The sequence below is a fragment of the Ruegeria sp. CK1 genome, assembly GCF_056536545.1.
The window spans coordinates 1,172,744-1,195,602 of the sequence record NZ_JBQFPX010000001.1 but is presented as its reverse complement, the minus strand read 5'-3'; the positions used below and the strand labels follow the sequence as shown (position 1 = coordinate 1,195,602).

The window sequence follows — 22,859 nt, the reverse complement described above, 5'->3', positions numbered from 1 at the left end:
AGTCGGCGTTTTTTTATGACTGCCCGGGAGGCGTATAAACTTCCTTGACCGTCTTGTAAGTCTCAAGCGCATCTTTGTATTCGTTCCAGTCGTAAAGAGGAACGGATTTCAGCTTCTCGTTTGAACCTAATACGTTAGCGGACATTTCGATTGCAAGAAAATCGCTCATCTTAGGAAAATCGCAAATAAAAGCGATGTGATAATCCTGGCCTAAGAGGCCGTAAAATCCGAGCAGTTTACCCCCCGCAGCTTCTACAGCTTTTCGCGCCATTTCCTCTCGGTTAAGTTCCCCCTCGACTACCGCCGCAAGTGCCTGAGGTGTAAACTGTGCCATTAGCATGAAAAGTGGCATAACCTTCTCCTATTAGTATCGAATTTGCGTCTGAGAATGTGGACCAATCAATGCACGCAAGATTGTCGCGTGCGCCGCGATCATAGCATTCAAACGCGTTCAACACACCGACAGGTGACGCGCGGAAGGCTGCACAAGATTTTTTTGGACTTTCGGAATTGGTTTTTTCTTAGGATTTTCGGGATTGGAACTTGACCATGAGCGGCGAAATCAATCGAGTTGCCACCGGGATCAGAACAAATCCCCAAGCTAAGCCGAAGATACCATCCATAGTTGCTTTGGATATCCATTCAACCGCCTCGACCCATTGCTCAGAAACGGAGTGTCCAATGGCATAAGCCAAATCATGGATGTGGTGGCCCAGCCAGCCAAAGCCCAAAACTTCCATGCCATGAATGACGATTGACCCACCAACCCACAACATCGCAGCCGTGCCAACAATCGACAGGGTCTTCATCACGCCGGGCATCGCCTTAACCAGTCCTCGCCCCAACCCACGACCGACAGGCGTTGGTGCATTTTGGGCCAGATATAGCCCCACGTCATCCATCTTAACGATCAGCGCAACAGAACCATAAACCGCCACAGTCACACCAATTCCAACAACTGCGAGCGTTGCCGCCTGCATCCACAGATTTGGTGCCTCAATCGCCGCTAGTGCAATGGTCATAATTTCCGCTGAGAGGATGAAATCCGTCTTGATCGCGCCTTTGACCTTCTGCTCCTCCAGATGACCTGGGTCTCGTACGTTCATATCTTCTTCAATGACATGGCTGCCGTGAGGGAATAGCACGTGAAAGATTTTCTCAGCGCCTTCGAAGCATAAGTAAGAGCCGCCAATCATCAGCAAAGGCGTGATCAGCCAAGGCGCAAAATTGGCCAGCAACAAAGCGACTGGTAGCAACAGAACGATTTTGTTGAAAACAGATCCACGCGCTATGCGCCAAATTATTGGTAATTCGCGCGCGGGCGCAAAGCCTTGAACGTATTTCGGGGTGACAGCTGCATCATCGATGATAACACCCGCGGTTTTGGCCCCGGCCTTTCCCGCAGCAGCAACCACATCGTCCACCGATGCCGCAGCAACTTTGGCGATCCCCGCCACATCATCCAAAAGGGCCAACAGACCGCTCATGGCGTATCCTTTCCTGTCACCTGTCGCAAGTGGACCCTACCCGATCCCGCAGCTAGCGCAAGCGTTAGCGCAATCGTCACAGGTTTGCGCTAACACCTTAAAAATATGTTTCTTTTACTCTTTTGGGATTCAATTTTCACCGCTATATGGCCTGCAACGCAAGCCCATTTTGGAGACGTCATATGACCATCAAGGTCGGTATCAATGGTTTTGGCCGCATCGGCCGCTGCACCCTGTCGCACATTGCCGCGTCGGGACGTAACGACATCGAAGTGATCAAGGTCAACGCAACCGGCCCATTGGAAACCTCGGCACATCTTTTGAAATACGACAGCATCCATGGACGTTTTCCTCGTGACATCGCAGTAAATGGAAACACCATGGACTTGGGTCGTGGCCCGATGGAAATGTTTTCGACTTACGACATGAACGAGCTGGACTGGGACGGCTGCGACGTTGTTCTGGAATGCACCGGTAAGTTCAACGACGGAACCAAGGCAAAAACTCACATGGAACGTGGGGCTGGCAAAGTTCTATTGTCCGCGCCAGGTATTAACGTTGACAAGACCATCGTTTTCGGTGTGAACCACAACACTTTGACCGCGAACGACAATATGGTTTCCAACGGGTCTTGCACCACGAACTGCCTTGCTCCGCTTGCTAAGGTTTTGGACGAAGGTATTGGTATCGAAAACGGTATCATGACCACGATCCACGCTTACACGGGTGACCAACCGACTTTGGATCGTCGCCACAGCGACCTGTACCGCGCTCGCGCTGCCGCAATGTCAATGATTCCGACCTCGACCGGTGCCGCCAAAGCCCTGGGTGAGGTCTTGCCAAACCTGAAAGGACGTTTGGATGGGTCCGCGATCCGCGTCCCTACCCCAAATGTCTCGGCTGTTGACCTGACCTTCCGCGCAACACGCGAAGTCACTGTAGAAGAAGTTAATGAAATCGTCCGCGAAGCAGCGCAAGGCCCGATGCAGCGAGTGCTTGGCTATGAACCTGCACCGCTGGTCTCAACCGATTTCAACCACACCGAAGAAAGTTCAATCTTCGCGCCGGACCAGACCCGCGTTGTCGATGGCCGCTTAGTTCGAGTTTTGGCGTGGTATGACAACGAATGGGGCTTCTCGGTTCGCATGGCCGACGTTGCAGTCGCGATGGGCCGCCTTAACTAAGACCAATTTGGATTATTGATCCTTTTAGTTCGCTCAGGTTATCTGGGCGGACTTTTTCGTTTGGGGACACTATGACCAACCAAATTGCTATCTGGCTTGGCCTCTTGATCCTCGGTGGGTTCGTTCTGGACTATGCCTTGTTCGGACCAGAGCATTTGGTCTTCCTAGGTAAGAAACTTTACGCCTTTCTGGACTGGCTCGCCTTCTGGCGCTGACCGAGGTTTTACTTGACATTTCCACCAATCTAGCTTTGTTAGCGCTAACTTCATTTTGCTGACATTCGGACGGAGCGGAACATGACACTCAAGCTGGCTATCAACGGATTTGGACGGATCGGACGCGGCGTTTTGCGCGCGGTAATAGAAGCCGGTCGTACAGACGTAGAAATTGTCGCTATTAATGATCTCGGTAAGCCCGAAATGAACGCGCATCTGTTCGAATTTGACAGTGTGCATGGTCGCTATCCTCATAAAGTGACACTGTCAGACGAAGGTATGGATGTAGGTGCCGGACCAATCCGCCTGACGAGCGAACGCGACCCTGAGGCGCTGAATTGGTCGGACGTGGACGTCGTACTGGAATGCACTGGCGTTTTCCGCACCCGTGAGGCGGCCGAACGCCACTTGAAGAATGGCTCAAAGAAAGTGCTTATTTCGGCGCCCGCACGTGGCGATGGCGCCGTTAAGACAATTGTATTTGGCGTCAACGATAGCGAATTGACTGCAGAAGATTTGGTTGTCTCGAACGCCTCTTGCACCACCAACTGCCTGTCGCCGGTTGCCGCTGCTTTGGATGATGGCCTTGGAATCGTGCACGGCAACATGACCACCGTTCATGCCTATACTGCTAGCCAACCGGTTCACGACACGGCAGGAAAGGATCCCTACCTGTCGCGTGCGGCTGCCCTGTCAATGATCCCAACCACGACCGGTGCTGCCGCTGCCGTTGGATTGGTTCTACCGAAACTAGCCGGAAAGTTGACCGGTCAGGCGATCCGTGTTCCCACCCCGAATGTGTCGGTCGTTGATCTGGTGGCCGAAGTTTCGCGCCCGACGACTGAAGAAGAGGTCAACGCGCTGTTCGTTGAAGCTGCAGCTAAAATCCCCGGCGTTCTGGCCGCAGAAAGCCGCCCACTGGTTTCGATGGACTTCAATCACGATGCCCACAGTTCGACCGTGTCGCTTGTCGAAACCAAAGTTACTGATGGCACAATGGTCCGCGTATTGGCCTGGTACGACAACGAATGGGGTTTCTCGAACCGGATGCTGGATACTGCCGCCGCGATGGGTGCGTTAACCTAACCGCTCACGCAGAGCTGAGTTTACACGGGGCGTAACGAATTTCGACACGTCCCCATTTAAACGAGCGATCTCTTTAACCAGTTTCGAGGCGATAGCCTGATGCCGCGCCTCAGCCATAAGAAACACCGTTTCGATTGAATCATCCAAAGCGCGGTTCATTCCAACCATCTGGAATTCATATTCAAAGTCCGCCACAGCGCGAAGCCCTCGCACAATGATCTGAGCACCCACGTCGCGTGCACAGTCGATCAATAGGTTTTCAAAGGGATGGGCGACGATTTCGGTTCCGGTCTGTTCCGTCAGATGTGCGCATTCGGCCTCGATCATGGCCACGCGTTCTTCCAGTGAAAACAACGGCCCCTTATCTCGATTGATGGCAACACCTATTACCAACTTATCCACCAAAGCCGAGGCACGGCGGATAATATCGATGTGGCCCAGAGTAATCGGGTCAAAGGTTCCGGGGTAAAGACCAACCCGCATCACACTCTCCTGCGTTCTGGAAGTTCTGCGCCAGCAAACACAAGATAACTGTCGGCGCAAGAGGTTGCTGGTTGCCCAGACCGGTTAGTGGCCCATAATCATACCCTGAAGGGCGTCTTTTTCCATGGCCAACTCAGTCAGTTGCGCCTTAACCACGTCCCCGATCGTCACAATGCCAACCAGTTTTCCGTCCTCGACAACAGGCATGTGGCGAAAGCGACCCTCGGTCATCCGGGTCATGATGTCCTTAACAGTTTCCTGACGCGTAGCTGTGACAAGGTCTCGGGTCATATATTGCGAGACCGGCTGGTTCAAACAACCGCTACCACTGGCCGCTAGTTCACGAACAATATCCCGCTCAGACAAGATACCAACGGCGGTTACACCACTATCCTCTGACACGATAACAGTACCAATCCGCTTTTCTGCCAGGATTTTCGAAGCCTCTGAGACTGTCGCTGAAGGTTCGACCGTCACCACGCCTTCTGTCGCTTTGGATTTCAGAATGGCCTGAACGAGCATGAAGAACACCTCCGGAATTATGAACTTATCCAAAGCGTTGCGCGATTGGATCGACCTGTCAAGCGTCGGCGTCGGCTTCTAACCGCGCAACTTCGTCACGGAGACCTCGTGTTAGGGCCTCGGCAAAGCGGTTCAGTCGTTCGTTACGCTGATCTCCCTGATGTCGCACCAGATAGAAGCTTCGCGTTAAACTCATTTGATCCGTCAAGATTTTCCGAAGGTTCGGATGAAAAGGTAAAGTGAAGTCATGGGCAACGCACACCCCTGTGCCCAGCGACACCTGCCGCAGCTGAACGGAAACCGAATTCGATGCAAGCGCGACACGGTCAATGCCGATATCATTGAGATAATCCAATTCGCGGTCGAAGATCATGTCTGGGATATAGCCAATCAAACGATGCCCCTTCAAATCTGCGACCGAGTGGATTGGATCATGTCGATCAAGGTATTCCATTGCAGCAACCATGTGCAGTTTGTAATCGCTGACTTTCTTCACCACCAATTTGCCTGCAGTTGGGGCGCTAACCGTGATGGCCATATCCGCCTCTCGCCGAGAGAGGTTGATGATCCTTGGCAGGGCAAGAATCTGGATGTCCAAGTCGGGATTTGCATCGCTGATTTTTGCGCAAACCTGCGGTAGCAGATAATTCGCGCTTCCGTCCGGCGCGCCGATCCGAATCTGACCACTTAACAACTTGGTTGATCCGGTTACGGCGCCAGCAGCCGCACGCATCGCTTCTTCGGCTTGCAAACCATGCTCCAAAAGGCGTTCACCCGCAGTCGTCAGCACGTAGCCCTGATGCGATTTCGTGAAAAACAATGCATCCATGTTCGCTTCCAAACGGGCAATTCGCCGCCCGACCGTCGCGGGATCCATCTTAAGAATACGGCCTGCCGAGGACAGGCTTTCCTCGCGCGCTACGGCCAGAAACACGCGCATATCATCCCAATTTGGATCCATCTCGTTCCTTTTGCATTTTTGCAAAGCGATTTTGAAATATTGCCTCTGTTCGCGGAATTTTTGCAAGTCTAAACTGCGCGCAAATTATCGGAGGAGTTTTCGATGCTAGACCTGACCCATTTCCTCAACGGCGAGCAAACCGCTGGCACATCCGGCCGGTTCGGTGAAGTCTTTAACCCCGCAACGGGCGAAGTTCAGTACAAATGTCCGATGGCGAGCGCTGCTGAAACAACCGCAGCCATCGAGCAAGCAGCGATTGCCCAACCAGCATGGGGTGCTACCAACCCGCAAAAACGCGCGCGCGTCATGATGGCGATGGTTCACCTGATGAACCGCGACATGGACAAACTGGCCGAAGCGCTGAGCCGCGAACACGGTAAGACCATTCCTGACGCCAAAGGTGACTTGCAGCGTGGTCTGGAAGTTATCGAATACTGCATCGGCGCGCCTCAGATGCTGAAAGGTGAGTTTACGGACAGCGCCGGCCCTGGCATCGACATGTATTCCATGCGGCAACCGCTGGGTGTTGTGGCCGCGATCATGCCGTTCAATTTCCCTGCTATGATGCCTCTGTGGCATGTCGGCCCGGCGCTTGCCTGCGGGAACGCGGTTGTTTTGAAACCGTCCGAACGTGACCCGTCAGTCCCGCTGATGCTGGCTGAACTGTTCGTCGAAGCGGGGCTGCCAAAGGGTGTATTCCAAGTCGTCAACGGCGACAAAGAAGCCGTAGACACTCTTCTGGACAGCGAAATCATTCAAGGCGTCAGCTTTGTTGGGTCTACTCCAATCGCTCATTACATTTATTCTCGCGCAACGGCCAACGGCAAACGCGCGCAGTGTTTTGGCGGCGCCAAAAACCACATGATCGTTATGCCCGATGCAGATTTGGATCAGGCAGCCGATGCGCTGGTTGGTGCCGGTTTCGGCGCTGCTGGCGAACGCTGCATGGCGGTCTCAGTCGCTGTGCCTGTTGGCGAAGAAACAGCTGACGCGTTGATCGAAAAACTGATCCCGCGTGTAGAAAAGCTGAAGGTCGGCCCATACACTGCGGGAGACGATGTGGATATGGGCCCGGTCGTGACCGGAGCGGCAAAGGAACGTATCCTTGGCCTGATCAACTCGGGCGTGGAACAGGGCGCGGAACTTGTCGTCGACAACCGTGACTTTAGTCTGCAGGGGTACGAAGATGGCTTCTTCGTCGGCCCGCATCTGTTCGACCGTGTGACGCCCGAAATGGACATCTACAAACAAGAGATCTTTGGCCCTGTCCTTTCGACCGTTCGTGCTGGTTCCTATGAGGAAGCGCTGAAGCTGGCCATGGACCACGAATACGGCAACGGCACCGCGATCTTCACCCGCGATGGCGACACCGCTCGTGACTTTGCTAGCCGCGTGAACATCGGGATGGTCGGTATCAACGTTCCGATCCCAGTGCCGCTGGCCTATCACACCTTCGGCGGCTGGAAGAAATCCATGTTTGGCGATCTGAACCAGCACGGTCCCGACAGTTTCAAGTTCTACACACGAACCAAGACAGTGACCGCGCGCTGGCCCTCGGGCATTAAAGAAGGTGGCGAATTCAACTTCAAAGCAATGGACTGATTGCCACCAGATTAGTACTCCGACAAACCCGACCCCTCTTAGGCCGGGTTTTTTTTCGGCAACGCGCCTCCAATACGAGCAGCTTCACGATAAATTTAGTTCAAGAACCCTAGAAATACTGGGCAATGACCAATAATTTACCGGCAACTTATTGCTCGAGCATTTCCTGAACCGGAGGCCAACTTGTCGAATCCCCGCATGACCCGACGCTCTGCGTTGTTGGGCGCAGCATCTCTACTGGCGACGCCCGCCATCGTTCGTGCGCAAAGCACGGATGCCTTCCCAACTGACGAAGACGCGATCAGCACGCAGCTGCCGGTGCGCCGCAATGTCTCTTCGTTCTCGCAACAGAATTGGCAAGATCACTTCGATGAACTGGGTGCCGGCTGTCTACTGGCAGATATCACCAGCCGCGCGGTTCATTATTGGGGCCCAGACGGAACCTACAAGCTGTACCCGAGTTCAGTTCCGATGAGCGAAGAGCTGACCAAACGTGGTTACACCAAGGTTGTTCGCAAGACCGAGTTCCCAAGCTGGACCCCGACCGCCAATATGCGTGAACGTGACCCAACTTTGCCCGTTCGCATGGAAGGGGGCGATCCCGGAAACCCACTTGGCACGCGTGCCATGTATCTGGGTTGGCCTGCGTATCTGGTTCACGGCACACATGATACGCGTAAAATCGGCCGTCAGAGCTCCTCCGGCTGCATCGGCCTGTACAATCAACATGTTGAGGAGCTTTATCCTCTGGTCCAAATCGGGACTCAGGTCAGACTGGTCTGAATACAAAAGCCCCGGCCATCAGGACCGGGGCTTTCTTGTTCTGTAGATGATTTTTTATTCCGGCAAGATCACCGCATCGACCACATGGATCACACCATTGCTGGTTTCGATGTCAGCTTGAATGACCTCAGCATCGTTGACTTTAACGCCGTTCTTCGCGTTAACGCTCAGACGATCACCCTGTACGGTCAGCACCTTCGCGCGCTTACCAGCGATATCGCCGGACATTACTTTTGCTGGTACCACGTGGTAGGTCAGAATTTCGACCAGCTGGTCCTTATTTTCAGGCAATAGCAATGTTTCTACTGTACCTTCTGGCAGAGCAGCAAACGCCTCGTCCGTCGGTGCGAAAACGGTGAACGGGCCATCGCTTTTCAAAGTGTCTACTAGACCGGCTGCTTGAACTGCAGCGACCAAGGTATTGAAGGATCCTGCCGATACGGCGGTGTCTACGATGTCGGCAGCTTGCGCCTTCACAGGCAAAGTCAGGGCAAATGCGGCGGCGGCGCCCATTAAAGTGCGGCGGAACATGGCTGTTGTCTCCTCTCCAGCTAGTTATGGAAAGGACTACGGGCGTTTTGCCGCACCGGATCACTCTGAGATCATTTTTCTTTGACCTGAACCCAGATACTTTGGGCGCGTCCGTCTTTCAGAAACGGCAATGCTTCGACAGCATCAGGGCGATCTTGCTGCAGGTAATAACCAGGCCAAAGCATTGAATATGCACCAGATTGCAGCAAGACGTGTAGCATGTACTGCTCTCCCCATCCGGGGCAGTCATAGAAGAAACGCTTGGGATACTCGTAGGGCAAAAAAACATCGTGAACGTGGATCACGACACCCGGCTTCAAAGTTGGAATGATGCGACAGAACAGATGCGCGACGTCGTTGCTCATCCGTACAACATGGCTGGAGTCAATGAACAGAACATCACCTGCTTCGAGTTGGTCGAACAGTGCCGGGTCGACTTCTTCTAGCCGTTTCTGCTCGAACCGATCCACGACATGCGCAATGTCAGCACGTGGGTATGGGTCAATCGCAGTGATCTGAGTATCCAGACCACCATCTATGATTGCCTGCCGGGTGACGCGGGTTGAGTTGCCACAGCCAACCTCGATAACCCGCTTGGGCGCAAACCGGCGGATCATAAGGTAGAGTGCCTCAGCATCGGGACTGTCGTAGTAACCATTGCCGAACTGGTAACCTGTCTGATTGCGCTTAGGGTCTTTCAAAGCTTCCAACGCCTCAGCGTGCTGGTCGAATTCAGCAACCAGTTGCGCGATATCAAAACCTTCCATCCCTGGTGACAAGGCAAAGGCTGGACGGTTAAGCCCGCCTGCCCTTTCAAACGCCTCGAGCCGCGCGCGTTCCTCTCGCTCCGCGGCTTTGTCGACCAGTTTTACCCCCAATTCGTCCAGGGCTTCATTGATCTGAGGGAATTTTCTGGGTTTCAAAGGGCCACTCCGCGTTCATTGCGCTTGTTCAATACCTTTGCTTGACGTGCCTCTGCAAGAACAGGTGCGCCAAACGCTTGGCAAAACGGCAATTTCCGTATTCACTGGTTGGAATAGTTGTACGAGGACAGCCATGCAGCAGGAATTTACGCTGGGCATAGAAGAAGAGTATTTGTTAGTCGATCGCGACAGCTTGCAACTCGCCGAAGCACCTGCCGCACTGATGGAAGCCTGCCAGTCTGATTTTGAAGGCCAAGTTAGCCCTGAATTCCTTCAATGCCAGATCGAAGTTGGAACCCGCGCCCACACGACGATTAAATCCGCCCGTGAGGATTTGAAGCGTCTCCGGTCATGCGTGGCGGAAAGGGCGGCCGCATATAACCTTGCCCCAATTGCCGTGTCCTGCCACCCATTCGCTGATTGGAAGAAACAGGTCCATACCCGAAAAGATCGCTATGACGCGCTGCAACATGCCTTAGGTGGCGTCGCGCGGCGCATGCTGATCTGTGGGATGCACGTCCATGTTGGCGTCGAGGACCCTACCCTGCGTGCTGATCTGATGCCGCAGCTTTCTTATTTCCTGCCCCATTTGCTGGCGTTGTCGACATCGTCGCCCTATTGGAACGGAGAAGACACCGGCCTGTCCTCTTATCGCCTTACGGTATTTGATAACCTTCCACGCACAGGGCTTCCTCCGGTTCTGGCCAGTTGGGCCGACTATGAACGCACCACCGGCATTCTGGTTGAACTTGGTGTGATCGAGGATACGACTAAAATTTGGTGGGATTTGCGTCCATCCCACCGGTTCCCGACATTAGAAACGCGTATAATGGATGTGCAACCACGGCTGGAGCATACATTGTCACTGGCAGCGTTGGTGCAAGCGTTGACCCGAATGCTGTGTCGTTTGAAAGACCGAAACCTTCGCTGGCGCAACTATGACCAGTTCCTGATCGGTGAAAATCGTTGGCGAGCGCAGCGATATGGCGTTGGCGAGGGTCTAATTGATTTCGGTGACCGATCTATCAAACCAATGCCCGAATTGATGGGCGAGTTGATGGGTATGCTGGCCGAAGACGCCGAGGCGCTGGGCACAATGACAGAACTGGCGCGCTTGCAGCAGATTGCCCAGAATGGAACCTCGGCTACGCGCCAACGTCGCGTCTATGCCGAAGCCGTGGCTAAAGATGAAGATCCTGGCAAAGCCGTCGTAAAACACTTAATCGAAGAATTTCATCTCGATCTCTGACACCCGCTGCGAACGATTGCTGGCCGTGTAAAATTTCTGTAAGAATTCAGAAATAGAACAGTTGTTCAATTCAACCGGCAGCGTGGGAGGCAAGCCTTGGATTTCGCACTGACAGAAGAGCAAACCGCGATCTTCGACATGGCATTTGATTTCGGGCAGGACAACATCGCCCCCTACGCCCGTCAGTGGGAGGCGGACGGCACCATCCCCAAAGATCTTTGGCCGCAAGTTGGTGAACTCGGGTTCGGCGGTCTCTATGTGTCGGAGGAAAGCGGTGGCTCTGGCTTAAGCCGTTTGGACGGGACCTTGGTGTTCGAAGCCCTTTCGATGGCCTGCCCTTCGGTTGCAGCATTCCTGTCTATCCACAATATGTGCGCCAAAATGTTGGATAGCTTCGGTGATGACGATCTGAAATCTCGAGTCATGCCTGGTGTGCTGAGCCTGAACACTGTCCTGAGCTATTGCTTGACTGAACCGGGATCGGGCTCAGACGCTGCCGCATTGAAGACACGTGCGGATCGCACGAATGAGGGCTACACGCTGAACGGCACCAAGGCTTTTATCTCGGGCGGCGGGTATTCCGATGCTTATGTTTGTATGGTGCGTACCGGGCAGGATGGCCCCAAGGGTATTTCAACCGTTTATGTTGAAGACGGTGCGCCTGGTTTAAGTTTTGGTGCGTTGGAACAAAAGATGGGTTGGAAAAGCCAACCCACCGCACAGGTGCAGTTCGATGATTGCCACATTCCTTCTAGCAACCTTGTCGGTCTTGAAGGTGACGGATTCAAATACGCGATGATGGGTCTGGATGGTGGACGACTAAACATCGCTTCCTGCTCGTTAGGAGCCGCGCAGACGGGGTTGAACATGACCCTTCAGTATATGTCCGAGCGCAAAGCCTTTGGCCAATCCATCGACCAATTTCAGGCCTTGCAGTTCCGACTGGCGGATATGGAGATTGAACTACAGGCCGCCCGAACCTTCTTACGCCAAGCTGCGTGGAAATTGGATCAAGGCGCACCCGACGCCACCAAATTCTGCGCCATGGCCAAAAAGTTCGTGACTGAGACCGGATCGAAAGTTGTGGATCAATGCCTGCAATTGCACGGCGGTTATGGTTATCTCGCCGACTATGGAATCGAGAAATTGGTCCGCGATCTGCGTGTTCACCAGATTCTGGAAGGTACAAATGAAATCATGCGGGTAATCGTCTCCCGCCAAATGCTCGCCGAACGCTGAGGAGCCAATGTCTGACATCGAAATACGGGTTACTGGCCGTGCCGGGCGCGTAACCTTGACCCGCCCCAATGCGTTGAATGCTATGACGTACGACATGTGCATGGCTATCGACACCGCCCTGCGAAACTGGCGCGAAGATGACGCCGTTGATCTGGTGATTCTGGACGCCGAAGGCGACAAGGCCTTTTGCGCGGGCGGAGACATAGCCGACCTGTATGCCACGGGAACGAAAGGTGATTACGAATACGGGCGTACCTTCTGGAGAGACGAATACCGTCTGAACGCGTTGATCTTTGAATACCCCAAACCGGTCGTTAGCTTCTTGCAGGGGTTCACCATGGGTGGCGGCGTCGGGGTCGGCTGCCATGGTAGTCATCGCATAGTCTGCGAAAGTTCGAAAATAGCGCTGCCGGAATGCTCGATCGGGCTTGTTCCGGATGTAGGCAGCACCTTGATGTTAGCGTTGGCGCCCGGACGCTTAGGCGAATATCTGGGAACAACCGGCCATCGCATGGGGCCAGGAGACGCTATTTTCGCGGGCTTCGCTGACCATTTTATCCCTAAAGAATTATGGGCCGATCTGATCGAAATGCTCGAAGCCTCCGGTGACGCAGAATTGTTGAGAACCCACGCCACACGTCCTCCAGACAGCACCCTTGAGAAACAACAGCCCGAAATTGACGCCCATTTCGCGGGTGAAAGTTTCGGTGACATACTGAACGCTCTGTCTCATTCGGACCACCCCATGGTAACCGAAGCGCGCAAGTTGATGGATCGCAATTCACCGCTGTCGATGGCTTGTACAGTAGAAATCCTCCATCGTCTGCGTGGCCCAAGCCTGACACAGCGCAAAGCGTTGGAAATGGAATATCGCTACACGTTCCGCGCTATGGAGCACGGGGATTTCCTGGAAGGCATCCGTGCACAAATCGTCGACAAGGACCGTAACCCGCGCTGGCAGTTCCAGAACCGGTCCGTACCGGCGGTCTCGGTGTCCAAAATGCTACTGCCCTTGGGAAAAGACACGCTGACATTTGAGGAGAGATAAGTGATGAAAGTCGGATTTATCGGTTTGGGTAACATGGGCAATCCGATGGCATCCAACTTGGCCAAAGCGGGACATGAGGTGACAGGCTTTGACATGGCCAACGTTGAGGTGACAGGCGTCACAATGGCTGATTCAGGTGCGGAAGCTGCGGCAAATGCTGAAATCGTCATCACTATGCTACCGAATGGGCAAATCCTGCGCTCGGTCGCGGACGAAATCATACCTGCGATGCAATCCGGTGCCGTCTGGATTGACTGTTCAACCGTGGATGTCGACAGCGCACGCGCTGTTGCGGATCAGGCAAATAAGGCGAGTATCCTCGCCGTCGACGCACCTGTCTCAGGCGGGATTGGTGGCGCAGCGGCGGGAACGTTGACTTTCATGGCCGGTGGGAGCGACACGGCCTTCGCAAAAGCCGCTCCTCTGTTCGATATCATGGGGCAAAAAGCTGTGCATTGTGGAGAATCTGGTGCAGGTCAAGCCGCCAAGATCTGCAACAACATGATTCTTGGTGTGACTATGATTGCCACCTGCGAAGCCTTTGCACTGGCTGACAAACTGGGCTTGGACCGCCAAAAGATGTTTGATGTGGTCAGCACGTCCTCGGGTTACAGCTGGACGATGAACGCCTATTGCCCTGCCCCTGGCGTTGGCCCGACCAGTCCGGCGGACAATGACTACCAGCCTGGTTTCGCCGCTGAGCTAATGCTGAAAGATCTCAGGCTTAGTCAGCAAGCAGCTGAAAGCACAGATGCCGACACGCCAATGGGTCACGCCGCAACTGAGTTGTACGAGCAATTCGTCGAATCCGAAGGCGGTATGGGAAAAGATTTTTCGGCCATGCTGCCACGGTTCGAAAAACGCGGCCGAGGTTAGGTGCTGAGCGATAACCCGCACAGCGGTTTGACAGCCGCTGTGCGGACAGCCATTTATGAGCTGTGACGGGTTCACTTCCGCCAAATCGCAAAGGACTGCAGAATGACAAAAACTTTGATGACGACAGCCACCATCATGGCGTTGGCGTTAGTCCCTGCTGCGACGATGGCCAAAAACAAATCAGGACATTGCCCGCCGGGATTGGCCAAAAAGTCTGTGCCTTGTGTACCGCCAGGACAAGCAAAGAAAATCTACGGAAACGGTGATTTCATCTACAATGACTACCGCTGGATTAATGATCCGTATCGCTATGGTCTGAACCGAAAATACTCGTATGTTCGTGCAGGTGACTATGTTTACCGCGTCGACCCAGACACCCGGAAAGTGCTTAACCTGATTGGTGCCGTGGCTGACATCCTCAACTAAGGGTGAGCACGTATCACTCTGCGGCGACCCGTGTTCCTTCCAGCATCTGCTTAAGATAGCGTCCAGTATGGCTGCGCTCGACCGCTGCTACGTCCTCTGGCGTCCCAGTCGCCACGATTTCACCACCGCCGTCGCCGCCTTCGGGGCCAATATCAATGATGTGATCTGCTGTTTTAACGACGTCCAGATTGTGCTCGATGACCACAACCGTATTTCCCTGATCGACCAACTCGTGCAGTACTTCCAACAGCTTACGAACGTCTTCGAAATGAAGCCCAGTGGTAGGCTCATCCAGAATATATAGTGTTCGCCCAGTCGAACGTTTGGACAGTTCCTTTGACAGTTTGACCCGCTGAGCTTCACCGCCAGAAAGCGTCGTCGCCTGTTGACCGACCTTGATATAACCGAGGCCAACCCTCGCCAGTGCATCCATCTTATCCCGGATTGACGGCACGGCCTTAAAGAACTCTTGCGCGTCTTCCACTGTCATATCAAGCACGTCGGCGATGGATTTACCCTTGAACTTGATTTCGAGCGTTTCGCGATTGTAACGCGCACCCTTGCAAGTTTCACAGGTCACATAAACGTCGGGCAGGAAGTGCATTTCGATCTTGATGACACCGTCGCCCTGACAGGCCTCACATCGCCCGCCCTTGACGTTAAAGCTGAAGCGCCCCGGCTTGTATCCGCGCGCTTTGGCTTCGGGCAAACCGGCAAACCAATCGCGGATCGGCGTGAAGGCTCCGGTGTAAGTCGCTGGATTTGAACGCGGAGTTCGTCCGATTGGACGTTGGTCAATGTCGATAACTTTGTCTAAATGCTCCAACCCTTTGATCGTCTCACAAGGCGCCGGAGTCTGGCGCGCGCCGTTCAATCTCATCGAGGCCGTCTTGAACAGCGTCTCAATCGTAAGCGTGGATTTACCACCACCTGAAACCCCGGTCACACAGACAAACTTGCCCAGCGGGAAATCGGCTGTAACGTTTTTAAGGTTGTTCCCGGTTGCTTTTACAACTGAGACTTTCTTTTTGTTCCCCTTACGCCGCTCAGAAGGCACTGAAATCTCCCGAGTGCCGGCAAGATATTGTCCCGTCATTGACGCGGCATCAGCCGCAATCTGATCTGGTGTGCCTTCGCTTACAACCTGCCCTCCGTGAACACCGGCACCGGGACCGATATCAAACACATAATCCGCTTCACGGATTGCTTCTTCGTCATGTTCAACTACGATAACCGTGTTGCCCTGATCGCGAAGGTTTTTGAGAGTTCCCAGCAAGCGATCATTGTCGCGCTGGTGCAGACCTATGGAGGGTTCGTCCAAGACGTAAAGAACCCCTGTAAGACCCGAGCCGATCTGACTTGCCAGTCGAATGCGCTGACTTTCTCCGCCCGACAGCGTGCCGCTTGAACGGGATAACGTAAGATATTCCAAACCCACATTATTCAGGAAACCAAGGCGCTCGCGAATCTCCTTTAGAATAGCGCGGGCAATTTCATTCTTCTGAGCGCTCAGATGGTTTGGTGCATCTTCGACCCACGCCAAAGCTTCTTTGATCGACATCTGAACCACCTGCCCTACGTGCAGACCGGCGATCTTTACGGCCAGCGCTTCGGGACGCAGGCGGTAACCATGGCACGAACCACAGGGACGGTTGTTTTGATACCGTTCAAATTCCTCGCGAATCCAGTTGCTGTCAGTTTCGCGATAGCGGCGCTCCATGTTGGGAATTACCCCCTCAAAGCTACGGGTAACCTGGTAAACCCGTCCACCTTCGTCATAGCGGAACTGGATTTCCTCGTCGCCTGACCCGCGCAGGAATACTTGCTGCACCTTTTCGGGAAGATCTTTCCACGGCGTGTTCTTGTCAAACTCATAGTGTCGCGCGATAGCCTCAATGGTCTGCAGGAAATACGGAGACTTACCTTTGCGCCACGGGGCCAGAGCACCATCGTATAGTTTCAACGTTTGGTCTGGCACCACGAGCCGTTCGTCAAAGAATAGCTCAACACCCAGCCCGTCACAATCCGGGCAAGCACCGAAGGGTGCGTTGAACGAAAACAGGCGCGGTTCGATTTCAGGGATAGTGAAGCCGCTGACAGGACAGGCAAAGTTTTCGCTGAACGTAATCCGCTCTGCGTCACCCTCACGCGGCGCGGTTTCCAGAACTGCAATTCCGTCTGCCAAGTCCAGTGCAGTGCGCAAGCTGTCGGCCAGCCGCGTCTCCATCCCCTCACGAACGACCAGACGGTCGACCACGACGTCGATGTCGTGACGGAATTTCTTGTCCAATGTCGGCGGTTCGTCGAGCTCATAGAACTCCCCATCAACCTTTACGCGCTGAAAGCCCTGCTTGCGCAGTTCTAGGAACTCTTTTTTGTACTCACCTTTCCGATCGCGCACGATGGGTGCCAACAGATAGCCGCGCGTGCCCTCTTCCATCGCCATAATCCGATCGACCATATCCTGCACCTGCTGCGCCTCGATCGGCAAACCAGTTGCGGGGCTAAATGGCGTGCCTGCGCGGGCAAAAAGAAGGCGCAGATAGTCGTAGATTTCGGTGACCGTTCCTACGGTTGAGCGCGGATTCTTCGATGTAGTTTTCTGCTCGATGGAGATAGCCGGGGACAAACCGCTGATGTGATCGACATCGGGCTTCTCCATCATGTCAAGGAACTGACGCGCATAGGCCGACAAGCTTTCGACATAGCGACGCTGACCTTCGGCATAGATCGTGTCAAATGCCAGAGACGACTTGCCGGAACCCGACAAACCAGTGATAACCACCAGTTGATCGCGCGGGATGTCCACGTCGATACCCTTGAGGTTATGCTCGCGCGCGCCGCGCACCTCGATATTCTTCAGCTCAGCCATTTTCGGCCCCCAACACTTAAGTGTCTTAGAAATAGGCGAGCGGCACCGAGTCTCCAACAGAAAAGTTAGAACAAAGTATGAACTTTCGGATTATTGCCGACATCTCCTGACACAAAAACCCCGACCCGAGGACCATCCCCAGTAAAGGGGAGAGGAATTCATCGTTTCTAAGGGAAATGGCGCGGTTGACGGGGCTCGAACCCGCGACCCCCGGCGTGACAGGCCGGTACTCTAACCAACTGAGCTACAACCGCGCATTAGGGTCTATGTCTGATCCATTTGCCCGGACCAAAGGCTGGCAGCGATGGCGCGGTTGACGGGGCTCGAACCCGCGACCCCCGGCGTGACAGGCCGGTACTCTAACCAACTGAGCTACAACCGCCCGCTACCCGTTCGTTGCTGAACGTTGGGGTGTATTATGGCTATGGTCGGGCAGCGTCAAGCGGCGTTTTGAAGTTTTTTGAGAATCCTAGAACTTTCCATGCCGCCGGTTCGAACGAGCAATTGAGCCGACAAAACTATGCCAAGAGATTTACGCCTTTAGGATCAACTTACATGCCGATGACAGGCCAAAGAAAACGCTGTATGCTGGTGATCTGAAAGGCTGTCTGAGAAAAACCCGATTTGCGTTGGGACTTGCCAAAAGCTAAATGAAGTAACTTAAACTACTGCATTACAACCACAATTCGCAACAAAACTGCACATCGTTAGCACAAATACGCAATGGCTCAAAGTGGAGCGCCGCACGTGTTTTTCAGTCATAACTTCGGATGACTGACGTAAGTGCATCGACTTGTAGGCAAAGTTTCTTCGCCTCTCAGCGCGAAAATACGGGGTAACTGACTAAAACATTATTTTTGATTGAACGGTACTTTGAGTTAAGGGGGCAAACTATTATGGCGACAGCGGTGTCTTCTCCGGGGAACGATCCGACAGGGTATGTTTATGTAGACAGTCTGATCTGGGGCAACTCTTGGGATGTTAGTTCTAGCGACGGCGTAATCACCTATTCGTTCGACAACGGAACCTTGGGCGAACGGAAGTTTCCCGGATACTTGAAAGATGCGATTCGAAAGGCTTTTGCTCTGATCGAAACCTTCATACCTGTTGAATTTCAGCAAAGAAGCTTTTTAACCGAAGACCGAAAAATTAATCAGGTTGATCTCACCTACGGGCTTGAATCCCAAAGATCGTTGGGTGGCCTCGGCTTTCACCAAATCCCCGGTGACGAACCATTCTTTAAACAATTTGGATCCAACGCACTGTCTGGGGCTTTTGCCTATAACTCATCCTTTTTTAGCAAAGACGCTGTAAAAAAAGGTGGGCAAGGCTTTGCAATTATTGTGCATGAAATCCTTCACGGACTCGGGCTGGCACACCCCCATGATAGAGGTGGCGGATCTTCAATTTTTCCCGGCGTAAGCTCTTCGGTCAACGATTTCGGCACTGATGGGCAAAACCAGGCCATTTTCACTATTATGTCCTACAACGCGGGCTACGCCTCAAAACTGCCTGTTAAGTCATTAAAATACGGTGACGTTGCAGGTCCAATGGCGTTGGATATTGCGGCGCTGCAAGCAATTTACGGCGCCGCAGAAAACAACATAGGCAACAGCACTTACAAGCTGCCAGACAAGAACGGCAAAGGTACGAAGTGGCAATCAATCTGGGACACCGGTGGTAACGACACAATCACGGCAGACGGACACAACAAAAAAGTTAGGATCAACCTAAACGATGCCGACCTGGAAGGAAGCAATGCGGGCGGCTCGCCGAGTTTTGTGGCCGGTATTCGCGGCGGCTTCACGATCGCAAATGGTGTCGTAATAGAAAACGCCATTGGTGGAAAAGGAAATGATCGCATCTATGGGAACGAAGCGGACAACATCCTAAATGGGAAGCGAGGTAACGACACGGTCCAAGGCCAAGGGGGCGACGACAGGTTATTCGGCCATAAAGGCAAAGATACGCTGAACGGTGGAACCGGAAATGACACTATTTTAGGTGGAAAGAACAGCGACACCATCATATTTACAGGCAACGATGGCAACGATGTCGTTCATGGCGGATCTGGTTCTGATTGGTTGAAAATTGTCGGCACCTTACAGGCAACGATCGACCTGTCGCACAACTCTGCGCAAAACACCGGATATGGAACAGACACGATAATCAGTATCGAGAATGTATTTGGATCCAGTGCGAATGATAAAATCAACGGAAGTTCAGCTGAAAACAAGCTAATCGGTGGTTCTGGAAATGACGTGCTCAATGGTGGTGCAGGTAAAGATATCCTCGATGGTGGAATTGGTGACGACCAGTTGCTTGGTTCCAGTGGTAAAGACATTCTTAAAGGTGGGCTGGACGACGACACCCTGATCGGTGGTTTTGGAAACGACATTATGTCTGGAGGCGCTGGCTCTGATGTTTTTGTCTTTCTTGCTGTCGGTGAAAGCAAAGCCAAATCGTCGAAATCTGATGTTATCAAAGACTTTACTAGGGGTGAGGACCAAATCGACTTAAGCGCAATCGACGCCAGCACAGTGTTGGAAACTGATGATGTTTTTACGTTCAACGGTAAAACACGCGCTGGGAGTTCTGAAGAAGGCGAGATTTATTTCGTCAAAAAGAACAAGCCGGGCAGCTCAAATGACCATACGCTGGTTTACGTGGATACCGATGCTGAGAAAGATCCTGAGATGATCATTTACCTTAAAGGATTGCACAATCTGACTGCAGATGACTTCATTCTTTGAGCCAGACAGCTAGGCTCGGGACTCATAGCAAGTAAATGACGAGTGTTGCCATCGCGATTGGCGATATGAAGGCCTTTGGGTATCTGTCATATCGGATTGCGACGCGCCACCTTTCTTTCAGTCTTCCGAACATGATCTCAATGCGGTTACGTCGTTTGTAATGTCGCTTATCGTATCAGACGGTGGTATTTCGTTGCTTCATGTTTGGAATGCAGGCGCGTAACCCCCAGTTATTCAACGATTCTCTGAACCAACCCGCGTCGTAACTGCGGTCGCCGAGCAGCCAACCCAACTTTGGCAGGCTGCCTACGATAGCCCGCGCGCCGATGTAATCACTGACCTGACCAGCAGTCATAAAGAGGTTCAGTGGACGTCCTTGGCTGTCGCAGATGGCGTCCAAGTTGGTGTCCATGCCGCCCTTGGTTCGACCGATCAGGCGGTCACGCCCCCCCACCTCTATTTCACCGCAAGGCTAGACGCCGTGCGATGGACTTTGAGATAAATTGCGTCGATCATGACCGTCTTCTCTTCACCATGATCAGCGGCCAAACCAATCAACATCTGCGCAAAGATGCCCTTGTCACTCCACTGCTTCCAACGAGTGTAGAGCGTCTTATGTGGCCCTATTCCTTGAGGGCATTGCGCAATCGCAAACCGTTGCGGTTGATGAAAAAAATTGCACTCAAGACTCATCGGTCGTGAACGCGAGGCTTTCCGTGGGACTCCGGGAAGAAGGGTTCCAGACGGGCCGTCTGCTCGTCGCTCAGCGAGAAAAGGTTTGACATGTTCACTGCTTGTTTTGCGTTCGATGCATCACGCGGCTCGGCGGAATTCAATGGGTCCTGAGCCCACAACGCGAAACTACAGATTTTTTCAACCCATGTTTTTTCAGATTTGGTGGGAGCCAGCAGATCCTTTCAGGGTGAATTTTGGAGATTTAGTTAGCTACCGATGGGGTAGTTAGCCCACCGCTAAGGCGCTCTACTTTCAAATTGAACAGGTCAGTGGTTCAACTTCGCTACCACCCACCAGCCAGCATTCTGGTTTTCACTTAATTCAAACTCCGTTAAAAACTTTAGTTGTGATGCTCACAACTTTAGGCCTCAATACTGTCAAAAATTTAATGGGGCTCGTTACCGGAATTTGAGTGAAAGCGGCCACCAAGGACTACTGACAAAGAACATGCGGCCATTTAGCGCGCCCAGAGAAAACGCAATCTTTTTATGTGCTTTTTTGCATTTTCGGTGAGTAAAAGTGAAAACTTGCAATTAAAAGAAAAACGTACTCACGAAGAACTTGAAGAAAATAGCTCCTTAATGCTAACGAGAATCCCATTCTTCTCAGCGCCACCCGTATCGTCGTGCTTGTTCTTTCTCTCTGCTCGTTTGATCATTTTTACCAAATTCTCATGAGCTTTTTCTAATACAGCTTCTTTGCGTTCCTGATTGTAAGAGCACAATTGGTCGATTTTCGTGACCTTCAGTGTGCGCTCGGGCTTTTCCTGAACAAGGCTGTAGTCGATGTCATCAAACTCAATGCCGTATCTGTCACGAAGCAAAGGCAACTCGGAACACTGTGCCGTAATATAGTCAGCGATCTCTGCCTTAAGTTCTGGTTTCGTTGGTGATTCAATTTCTTGGTCTGCAAGAAGGACCGCTCGGAACCTTAATCGTTTCAACATGAGCTCGTCCATGTTCTTCGGTCCCACAGGCGGTGAGAGTTCTTGCAAGATCGCCATACCTTCGGCCGATACACTCTCATTGCTTTGCATTTTCCGCAATTTTTCGTATGGAATAGGGAGGTTCGCCCACTCCAAAAAATCAGCAACAACGTCTTGTTTCGAGAGTTTGGACTTTTCAAATATCCGAGTCTGAACATCCCGACCATAAATGCTGCGATATGATTCCAAAACTTTCGCAGTGTGCGTACCACCCGGTTGGGCTATATTGGAACTCGACTTGAGGCCTTGCTGTACCATTGAAATATACCGTTTCACCGGGCTTCGCACATAGGCTAATACTTGTATGTCATCTGTTAGCGTCGGTAGAAATTTCTTAGCTCTTGCAATTTCTTCCTCAGAGTACTTTGCAAAAAGTACCTCGCTGCTCAAAATCAAATGATCTGGGCGGTTGGGTTCAAGCTGTTTCTGAAAAAAATCCCATTCTTCCAAGGCCTGCCTTTTTGCTTCTTCGTTACTGAACCCCATGCGCGCCACAACAGAAGGTGAGCGGTTTGGGTCGGTATAAACCAACGGCTGCAACCAATGATGTCGAGCGTGAATGTAAAGCGTATCAGGATACAAACATCCATATTTGAGAATCTTTTTTCTGGCCTTATGCAAACTATGCTGAATTGACGTTGATCCCGCTTTTGGCATCCCAATATGAAGTGTGAGTTTCATAACTCGCCCCAATCTTATTCTTTTAGCGATCAAGCTGTAATTTGCTCGCTTCCGCTTTTCTTAAATAAACTCAGACAGTTTGAGAATGCAGCACAAACAAGGATTTTAGCCAAACCCAAGCCATACGATATCCGCGACCGCTCAGTTAGCTAGTCGAGTACTAAAACTGGCGGTTCTTCGCAAGAAACATTGGCGGTAAATAAAAATTTGAAAAGGAA

20 protein-coding genes, 3 tRNA genes and 1 pseudogene are annotated in these 22,859 nt (G+C 52.6%); 12 read left to right on the top strand and 12 right to left on the bottom strand.

The genetic code is table 11. The annotated features are described in order from the left end of the window. Positions 1–13: 13 nt before the first annotated feature. A complete protein-coding gene (locus tag ACR0L3_RS05735; protein WP_480744354.1) occupies positions 14–352 on the bottom strand; it encodes a GYD domain-containing protein in 339 nt (112 codons plus the stop codon). A gap of 169 nt (positions 353–521) precedes the next feature. Next, on the bottom strand, positions 522–1,487 hold the full coding sequence (locus ACR0L3_RS05730; protein WP_480744352.1) for a DUF808 domain-containing protein: 966 nt from the start codon (positions 1,485–1,487) through the stop codon (positions 522–524). Between the two features lie 182 nt (positions 1,488–1,669). Between ACR0L3_RS05730 and gap (ACR0L3_RS05725) the strand changes: the two genes are divergently transcribed. From gap (ACR0L3_RS05725) to gap (ACR0L3_RS05715), 3 genes are all read left to right on the top strand, one after another. Then, positions 1,670–2,671 (top strand): type I glyceraldehyde-3-phosphate dehydrogenase, encoded by a 1,002-nt coding sequence (gene gap, locus ACR0L3_RS05725; protein WP_480744350.1) that lies wholly within the window; start codon positions 1,670–1,672, stop codon positions 2,669–2,671. 71 nt (positions 2,672–2,742) lie between these two features. After that, positions 2,743–2,886, top strand: coding sequence for a hypothetical protein (locus ACR0L3_RS05720; RefSeq protein ID WP_480744348.1), 144 nt, complete (start codon positions 2,743–2,745; stop codon positions 2,884–2,886). A gap of 81 nt (positions 2,887–2,967) precedes the next feature. Beyond that, a complete protein-coding gene (gene gap / locus ACR0L3_RS05715; protein WP_480744347.1) occupies positions 2,968–3,972 on the top strand; it encodes a type I glyceraldehyde-3-phosphate dehydrogenase in 1,005 nt (334 codons plus the stop codon). On the opposite strand, the gene coaD is transcribed toward gap (ACR0L3_RS05715), so the two are convergent. The 3 genes from coaD to ACR0L3_RS05700 form a co-directional block, all read right to left on the bottom strand. Beyond that, positions 3,964–4,455 (bottom strand): pantetheine-phosphate adenylyltransferase, encoded by a 492-nt coding sequence (gene coaD, locus ACR0L3_RS05710; RefSeq protein ID WP_480744346.1) that lies wholly within the window; start codon positions 4,453–4,455, stop codon positions 3,964–3,966. The two genes, gap (ACR0L3_RS05715) and coaD, sit on opposite strands and share 9 nt — an antisense overlap. Before the next feature lie 84 nt (positions 4,456–4,539). Next, positions 4,540–4,977 carry a CBS domain-containing protein gene (locus ACR0L3_RS05705; RefSeq protein WP_480744344.1) on the bottom strand — a complete coding sequence of 146 codons (438 nt, stop codon included), beginning with the start codon at positions 4,975–4,977 and terminating at the stop codon, positions 4,540–4,542. Positions 4,978–5,035: 58 nt separating this feature from the next. After that, positions 5,036–5,938 (bottom strand): LysR family transcriptional regulator, encoded by a 903-nt coding sequence (locus ACR0L3_RS05700; RefSeq protein ID WP_480744343.1) that lies wholly within the window; start codon positions 5,936–5,938, stop codon positions 5,036–5,038. A gap of 102 nt (positions 5,939–6,040) precedes the next feature. Between ACR0L3_RS05700 and ACR0L3_RS05695 the strand changes: the two genes are divergently transcribed. Next, complete coding sequence (locus ACR0L3_RS05695) at positions 6,041–7,540, top strand: CoA-acylating methylmalonate-semialdehyde dehydrogenase (RefSeq protein WP_480744342.1); 1,500 nt, start codon at positions 6,041–6,043, stop codon at positions 7,538–7,540. Positions 7,541–7,738: 198 nt separating this feature from the next. Continuing rightward, positions 7,739–8,323 (top strand): L,D-transpeptidase, encoded by a 585-nt coding sequence (locus tag ACR0L3_RS05690; RefSeq protein ID WP_480744674.1) that lies wholly within the window; start codon positions 7,739–7,741, stop codon positions 8,321–8,323. Between the two features lie 54 nt (positions 8,324–8,377). On the opposite strand, the gene ACR0L3_RS05685 is transcribed toward ACR0L3_RS05690, so the two are convergent. Further along, complete coding sequence (locus ACR0L3_RS05685) at positions 8,378–8,854, bottom strand: fasciclin domain-containing protein (RefSeq protein WP_480744340.1); 477 nt, start codon at positions 8,852–8,854, stop codon at positions 8,378–8,380. 71 nt (positions 8,855–8,925) lie between these two features. After that, a complete protein-coding gene (locus ACR0L3_RS05680) occupies positions 8,926–9,777 on the bottom strand; it encodes a class I SAM-dependent methyltransferase (protein ID WP_480744339.1) in 852 nt (283 codons plus the stop codon). A gap of 133 nt (positions 9,778–9,910) precedes the next feature. Between ACR0L3_RS05680 and ACR0L3_RS05675 the strand changes: the two genes are divergently transcribed. The 5 genes from ACR0L3_RS05675 (at position 9,911) to ACR0L3_RS05655 (ending at position 14,615) form a co-directional block, all read left to right on the top strand. After that, positions 9,911–11,026 (top strand): carboxylate-amine ligase, encoded by a 1,116-nt coding sequence (locus ACR0L3_RS05675; RefSeq protein ID WP_480744337.1) that lies wholly within the window; start codon positions 9,911–9,913, stop codon positions 11,024–11,026. A gap of 96 nt (positions 11,027–11,122) precedes the next feature. Then, positions 11,123–12,265: an acyl-CoA dehydrogenase family protein gene (locus ACR0L3_RS05670; protein WP_480744335.1), complete on the top strand. Its 1,143-nt coding sequence runs from the start codon at positions 11,123–11,125 to the stop codon at positions 12,263–12,265. A 7-nt stretch (positions 12,266–12,272) separates the two neighbouring features. Continuing rightward, the gene (locus ACR0L3_RS05665) at positions 12,273–13,313 is read left to right on the top strand and encodes an enoyl-CoA hydratase/isomerase family protein (RefSeq protein WP_480744333.1); all 1,041 of its coding nucleotides are present in this window, start codon (positions 12,273–12,275) and stop codon (positions 13,311–13,313) included. A gap of 3 nt (positions 13,314–13,316) precedes the next feature. Beyond that, on the top strand, positions 13,317–14,189 hold the full coding sequence (gene mmsB / locus ACR0L3_RS05660) for a 3-hydroxyisobutyrate dehydrogenase (RefSeq protein ID WP_480744331.1): 873 nt from the start codon (positions 13,317–13,319) through the stop codon (positions 14,187–14,189). Positions 14,190–14,291: 102 nt separating this feature from the next. Next, complete coding sequence (locus ACR0L3_RS05655) at positions 14,292–14,615, top strand: hypothetical protein (protein ID WP_480744330.1); 324 nt, start codon at positions 14,292–14,294, stop codon at positions 14,613–14,615. A 13-nt stretch (positions 14,616–14,628) separates the two neighbouring features. Here ACR0L3_RS05655 and uvrA read toward each other — a convergent pair whose 3' ends face one another. The 3 genes from uvrA to ACR0L3_RS05640 all read right to left on the bottom strand — a co-directional run bounded on the left by uvrA (position 14,629) and on the right by ACR0L3_RS05640 (position 17,869). Further along, a complete protein-coding gene (gene uvrA, locus ACR0L3_RS05650) occupies positions 14,629–17,487 on the bottom strand; it encodes an excinuclease ABC subunit UvrA (RefSeq protein ID WP_480744328.1) in 2,859 nt (952 codons plus the stop codon). Between the two features lie 177 nt (positions 17,488–17,664). After that, positions 17,665–17,741, bottom strand: a tRNA-Asp gene (locus tag ACR0L3_RS05645). 51 nt (positions 17,742–17,792) lie between these two features. Further along, positions 17,793–17,869 (bottom strand) — tRNA-Asp (locus tag ACR0L3_RS05640). A 514-nt stretch (positions 17,870–18,383) separates the two neighbouring features. Between ACR0L3_RS05640 and ACR0L3_RS05635 the strand changes: the two genes are divergently transcribed. After that, a complete protein-coding gene (locus ACR0L3_RS05635; RefSeq protein WP_480744326.1) occupies positions 18,384–20,240 on the top strand; it encodes a M10 family metallopeptidase in 1,857 nt (618 codons plus the stop codon). A 22-nt stretch (positions 20,241–20,262) separates the two neighbouring features. Here the strand turns inward: ACR0L3_RS05635 and ACR0L3_RS05630 are convergent. Beyond that, positions 20,263–21,025, bottom strand: a pseudogene (locus ACR0L3_RS05630) (IS5 family transposase). Positions 21,026–21,194: 169 nt separating this feature from the next. Between ACR0L3_RS05630 and ACR0L3_RS05625 the strand changes: the two are divergent. Then, a tRNA-OTHER gene (locus ACR0L3_RS05625) sits at positions 21,195–21,271 on the top strand. Between the two features lie 254 nt (positions 21,272–21,525). On the opposite strand, the gene ACR0L3_RS05620 is transcribed toward ACR0L3_RS05625, so the two are convergent. Continuing rightward, on the bottom strand, positions 21,526–22,641 hold the full coding sequence (locus ACR0L3_RS05620; protein WP_480744324.1) for a hypothetical protein: 1,116 nt from the start codon (positions 22,639–22,641) through the stop codon (positions 21,526–21,528). Positions 22,642–22,859 lie beyond the last annotated feature (218 nt).

What these genes read in the sequence shown, in the direction of transcription:
- ACR0L3_RS05665 (WP_480744333.1), top strand. Translation starts at nt 12,273, where the DNA reads ATGTCTGACATCGAAATACGGGTTACTGGCCGTGCCGGGCGCGTAACC.
- ACR0L3_RS05720 (WP_480744348.1), top strand. Translation starts at nt 2,743, where the DNA reads ATGACCAACCAAATTGCTATCTGGCTTGGCCTCTTGATCCTCGGTGGG.
- ACR0L3_RS05705 (WP_480744344.1), bottom strand. Translation starts at nt 4,977, where the DNA reads ATGCTCGTTCAGGCCATTCTGAAATCCAAAGCGACAGAAGGCGTGGTG.
- ACR0L3_RS05635 (WP_480744326.1), top strand. Translation starts at nt 18,384, where the DNA reads ATGGCGACAGCGGTGTCTTCTCCGGGGAACGATCCGACAGGGTATGTT.
- ACR0L3_RS05695 (WP_480744342.1), top strand. Translation starts at nt 6,041, where the DNA reads ATGCTAGACCTGACCCATTTCCTCAACGGCGAGCAAACCGCTGGCACA.
- ACR0L3_RS05655 (WP_480744330.1), top strand. Translation starts at nt 14,292, where the DNA reads ATGACAAAAACTTTGATGACGACAGCCACCATCATGGCGTTGGCGTTA.
- ACR0L3_RS05690 (WP_480744674.1), top strand. Translation starts at nt 7,739, where the DNA reads ATGACCCGACGCTCTGCGTTGTTGGGCGCAGCATCTCTACTGGCGACG.
- ACR0L3_RS05700 (WP_480744343.1), bottom strand. Translation starts at nt 5,938, where the DNA reads ATGGATCCAAATTGGGATGATATGCGCGTGTTTCTGGCCGTAGCGCGC.
- ACR0L3_RS05730 (WP_480744352.1), bottom strand. Translation starts at nt 1,487, where the DNA reads ATGAGCGGTCTGTTGGCCCTTTTGGATGATGTGGCGGGGATCGCCAAA.
- gap (WP_480744350.1), top strand. Translation starts at nt 1,670, where the DNA reads ATGACCATCAAGGTCGGTATCAATGGTTTTGGCCGCATCGGCCGCTGC.
- ACR0L3_RS05685 (WP_480744340.1), bottom strand. Translation starts at nt 8,854, where the DNA reads ATGTTCCGCCGCACTTTAATGGGCGCCGCCGCCGCATTTGCCCTGACT.
- ACR0L3_RS05735 (WP_480744354.1), bottom strand. Translation starts at nt 352, where the DNA reads ATGCCACTTTTCATGCTAATGGCACAGTTTACACCTCAGGCACTTGCG.
- coaD (WP_480744346.1), bottom strand. Translation starts at nt 4,455, where the DNA reads ATGCGGGTTGGTCTTTACCCCGGAACCTTTGACCCGATTACTCTGGGC.
- uvrA (WP_480744328.1), bottom strand. Translation starts at nt 17,487, where the DNA reads ATGGCTGAGCTGAAGAATATCGAGGTGCGCGGCGCGCGCGAGCATAAC.
- gap (WP_480744347.1), top strand. Translation starts at nt 2,968, where the DNA reads ATGACACTCAAGCTGGCTATCAACGGATTTGGACGGATCGGACGCGGC.
- ACR0L3_RS05675 (WP_480744337.1), top strand. Translation starts at nt 9,911, where the DNA reads ATGCAGCAGGAATTTACGCTGGGCATAGAAGAAGAGTATTTGTTAGTC.
- ACR0L3_RS05620 (WP_480744324.1), bottom strand. Translation starts at nt 22,641, where the DNA reads ATGAAACTCACACTTCATATTGGGATGCCAAAAGCGGGATCAACGTCA.
- mmsB (WP_480744331.1), top strand. Translation starts at nt 13,317, where the DNA reads ATGAAAGTCGGATTTATCGGTTTGGGTAACATGGGCAATCCGATGGCA.